The 3,057-nt window shown below is 70.1% G+C and carries 3 protein-coding genes and 1 pseudogene; 1 reads left to right on the top strand and 3 read right to left on the bottom strand.

Features of this window, described 5'->3' with window-relative positions:
* Positions 1 to 401, bottom strand: a pseudogene (locus OOT08_RS17660) (phosphatase PAP2 family protein); the annotation flags it as partial.
* A gap of 348 nt (positions 402 to 749) precedes the next feature.
* Here OOT08_RS17660 and OOT08_RS17655 point away from each other — a divergent pair.
* Complete coding sequence (locus OOT08_RS17655) at positions 750 to 1,694, top strand: alpha/beta fold hydrolase (protein WP_325094177.1); 945 nt, start codon at positions 750 to 752, stop codon at positions 1,692 to 1,694.
* A 45-nt stretch (positions 1,695 to 1,739) separates the two neighbouring features.
* Here the strand turns inward: OOT08_RS17655 and OOT08_RS17650 are convergent, their stop codons facing one another.
* Both OOT08_RS17650 and OOT08_RS17645 read right to left on the bottom strand, forming a co-directional pair.
* Positions 1,740 to 2,675, bottom strand: coding sequence for a serine hydrolase (locus OOT08_RS17650; protein ID WP_325094176.1), 936 nt, complete (start codon positions 2,673 to 2,675; stop codon positions 1,740 to 1,742).
* 54 nt (positions 2,676 to 2,729) lie between these two features.
* Positions 2,730 to 3,057, bottom strand: a 328-nt coding sequence (locus OOT08_RS17645) for a Cpe/LpqF family protein (RefSeq protein ID WP_325094174.1), incomplete at its 5' end; no start/stop codon positions are given.

Here is a 3,057-nt window from a genome sequence, read left to right as displayed (position 1 = left end):
ACCACGGTCGCGTGCCCGCTCGGGAAGGTGTTCCCGTCGTTGAGGTTGAGCAGATCCGGGCGTTCCAGCCAGCGGTGTTTGAGCAGCTGGCTCGCGAACACGGGCACCGCGACCGCCCCCGCCTGGACGAGGGTGCCGGGCCAGCCCCGGGTGCCGAGGGAGAGGAGCCCGATGAGTCCGGCGAGGATCAGTACGGTCGTCGGGGTGACCAGGCCGAGCGGCGCGGGCACGGTGAAGGCAAAGTCGCTGGCCTCGAGGAGCGCGTTCTCGGCGAGCTGGCCGCTGGGGTTGCGTACCCCAAGCACATAGGTGACGAGGAAGGCAACGGCGGTCACCACGGAGAGCTGAATCGCTGGCCGCCGAAACGTCGCCCGCATCGCTCCCTGTGTGGTTCTCGGCATGCGCCGCCCCCTTCCGTTCTGTGCCGCGCACGTCGCTCAGGCCCCGGTGAACCCGGGCGTGGAACCCGATCCTGACCCTGTTGCTGCTGTGCGCGCGTGTGCGTCGTGCGTCGTGCGCTGGCACCGTCCCGGTGATCACTGCCTCTCAGAAGCCTAGGGGCGGCAGCTTTGAGAGCGCTGATGCGGCCTCGCCTGGCGCGGCGCGGCAACCGTCAGTTCCCGCCCAGGCAACCTCGGTAGCGTGACTCCGTTGCGCTCCTCGCGCGTCGGGCCCGGCCCGACGCGCACGGGGCGCTGCCCGCCACCCCTGTTCGCCGCACCACATCCCCCCGATTGAAAGCGATGCCCATGAGAACCTTCCTCCGCCGAACCCTGAAAACGCTCGGGGTGCTGCTCGGCGTCCTCGTGCTCGCCCTCGGCGCAACGACCGTGTGGAACCAGATCGCCACCGCGAACGAGGCGAAACACCTTCCCGAGTACGGCCAGTTCGTCGAGGTTGACGGAAAGCGCATGAACGTCGTGGTGTCGGGATCCGGGCCGGAGACCATCGTGCTCATCCCCGGCTTCGGCACCGCCGCGCCCGCGCTCGACTTCGACCCGCTCATCCGGGAGCTGTCCGATGAGGCCCGCGTCATCGCCCTCGAACCGCTCGGCTTCGGTCTCAGCGACCCGACCGACGTCCCGCGCACCGCGGAGCACATCGTGACCGAGATGCACGAGGCCGTGTCCCAGCTGGGCGTCGAGGAGTACGCGCTCATGGGCCACTCCATCGGCGGGATCTACGGCCTGAAATGGGCCGAGCTCTTCGGCGATGAGCTGACCGCCTTTGTCGGCATCGACAGCAGCGTGCCCGAGCAGGCGAACATGGACACCCAGTTCCCCACCGGGCTGATGGCCGCCGCCCGCTTCACGGGGATCGCCCGGATCGCGGCGGGCCTCGGCGATGGCCTCGACGGCACCGCCTACAGCGACGAGATCCGACACGATATGACGGTGCTCGCGAACCAGAACTCGCTGTCCCCGACCTACCTGGACGAGATGGAGCACATCGCCCCGAACTTCCGCAACGCGCAGGGCACGACCTTCCCGAAGGACCTGCCCGTGCTCCTGTTCGCGCAGGCCGGGGAAAACCCGGGCCAGCCGGACTGGATCACCCTGCACGAGGAGCAGGCGGCCTCCGTGGACTACGGCAAGCTCGTGCTCCTCCCCGGCGAGCACTACCTGCATCACACGCACTCCCCGGAGATCGCCGAGCAGACCCTCGCGTTCCTAGACGGCAAGCCCGCGCGCTAGCGGCGAGGTGCCCCCGCCGACCGATCGGCGGGGGCACACAACGCCTTAGGGGGTGTCCCCCGCAAGCCGGAAGATATCCTCGGCGAGGCTGAACACGTCCCGTTGCGCCCGATTCATCGCGGCCAGGTCGTCCGCGTTCTCGGCGGCGACCGTGAGCACCGCGGTGAGCACGAGGCCGTCGGCGCGGATCGCGCGCCAGCTCAGCGAGGTCACGCCCGTGTTCCCGCCGCCCTTGAAGGCGATGTCGGGCCAGACCTTGCGGTCGAAGGCGAGCCCCTGGCCCGGGTTCTTGCCCAGGATCTCGCTCAGCTCGGGAAGTCGCTCGGCGCGCTCCGCGAGACCCCGGTGTGCGGCCGCGAGGTCCGCGGGGCTCGCGAACCACTCCAGGTCCCGGGTCCAGGCGGGCTCGGTGGTCTTCGCCATCGCGCCCGTGAGCTCGTCGATCGTGAGCGACAGCGGGATCGTGGCCACTCGGTCAAGCACGGTTCGCCGCTCGGCCTCGGAGCCGTCCGCCCAGGCGTCGCTGAGGGTGGCGAGCTCCGCCGCCCCCGACCCCGTCCCGGACGGCCCGTAGCTCAGCTGGAACATCTCCCGGGTCGTCAGCAGTGGCCGCATCCGGTCGGGCGTCGCGTGCCCCAGGTCGACGACGGCCTGCTCGACCCGCTCCCGCCCGACGAGGCCGATCAGGAGGTCGGTGGCCGTGTTATCGCTGATGGCGATCATCTGCTCGGCGGCCTGCCGCACGGTCACCTCGGTGCCGTCCGGCTGGTCCTGCAGGGTGCCTGACGGCAGGCTGCGCGTCTCGGCGGTGAGCGTGAGGGTGTCGTCCCAGGCGATTGCGCCCGCCTCGATCTCGTCCGCGACGGCGGCGAGCACGTAGAGCTTAAACGCGGAGCCGATCGGGGCGGCCTTGGTGTCCCGCACCGCGATGACGTCCTCGGTGTCGCCGTCCCGCTCGGTGGTGACCAGGGCCCCGACCACCCCGGGAAGCTCGTGGATCCGCTCCTCAACCTCGTCGAGTGAGAAGGCTCCCGTTCATGGCTCAGCGACCGGCCGGAGGAACATACCGACGACAGTGTCCGTCTCGTCCACGGTCAGCTCCAGCTCGAAGGGCGCTGCGATGGCCCCGGCGACGGTGACCGTGGCCGTCAGGCCCAACTCCTCGTAGGCCGTGGGCACGAAGGGCTTCGCGGGACGGAACTGCGCGTTGAGCTGCTCGGCCAGGTCCTTGGCCGGGACGGACTGCTGAAATTCTTCGCTCAGCACCGGCTCCAGGTCCGCCGCGGTCACGTCGTCCTCGCCGTTGAGCAGCTCCAAGAACCAGCGCACGCGCTCGCCCTGCGGGCTGCTGGGAATGTCCACC

The sequence above is a fragment of the Leucobacter sp. M11 genome (assembly GCF_035726885.1).
In the GTDB taxonomy this organism is placed as follows: domain Bacteria; phylum Actinomycetota; class Actinomycetes; order Actinomycetales; family Microbacteriaceae; genus JAPFRB01.
Note: the sequence above shows the minus strand (reverse complement) of the source record. Positions and strands in the feature narration are given on the sequence as shown.

Excerpts from the sequence above, each read along its gene's own strand:
- OOT08_RS17655 (WP_325094177.1), top strand. The coding sequence starts at position 750 with ATGAGAACCTTCCTCCGCCGAACCCTGAAAACGCTCGGGGTGCTGCTC.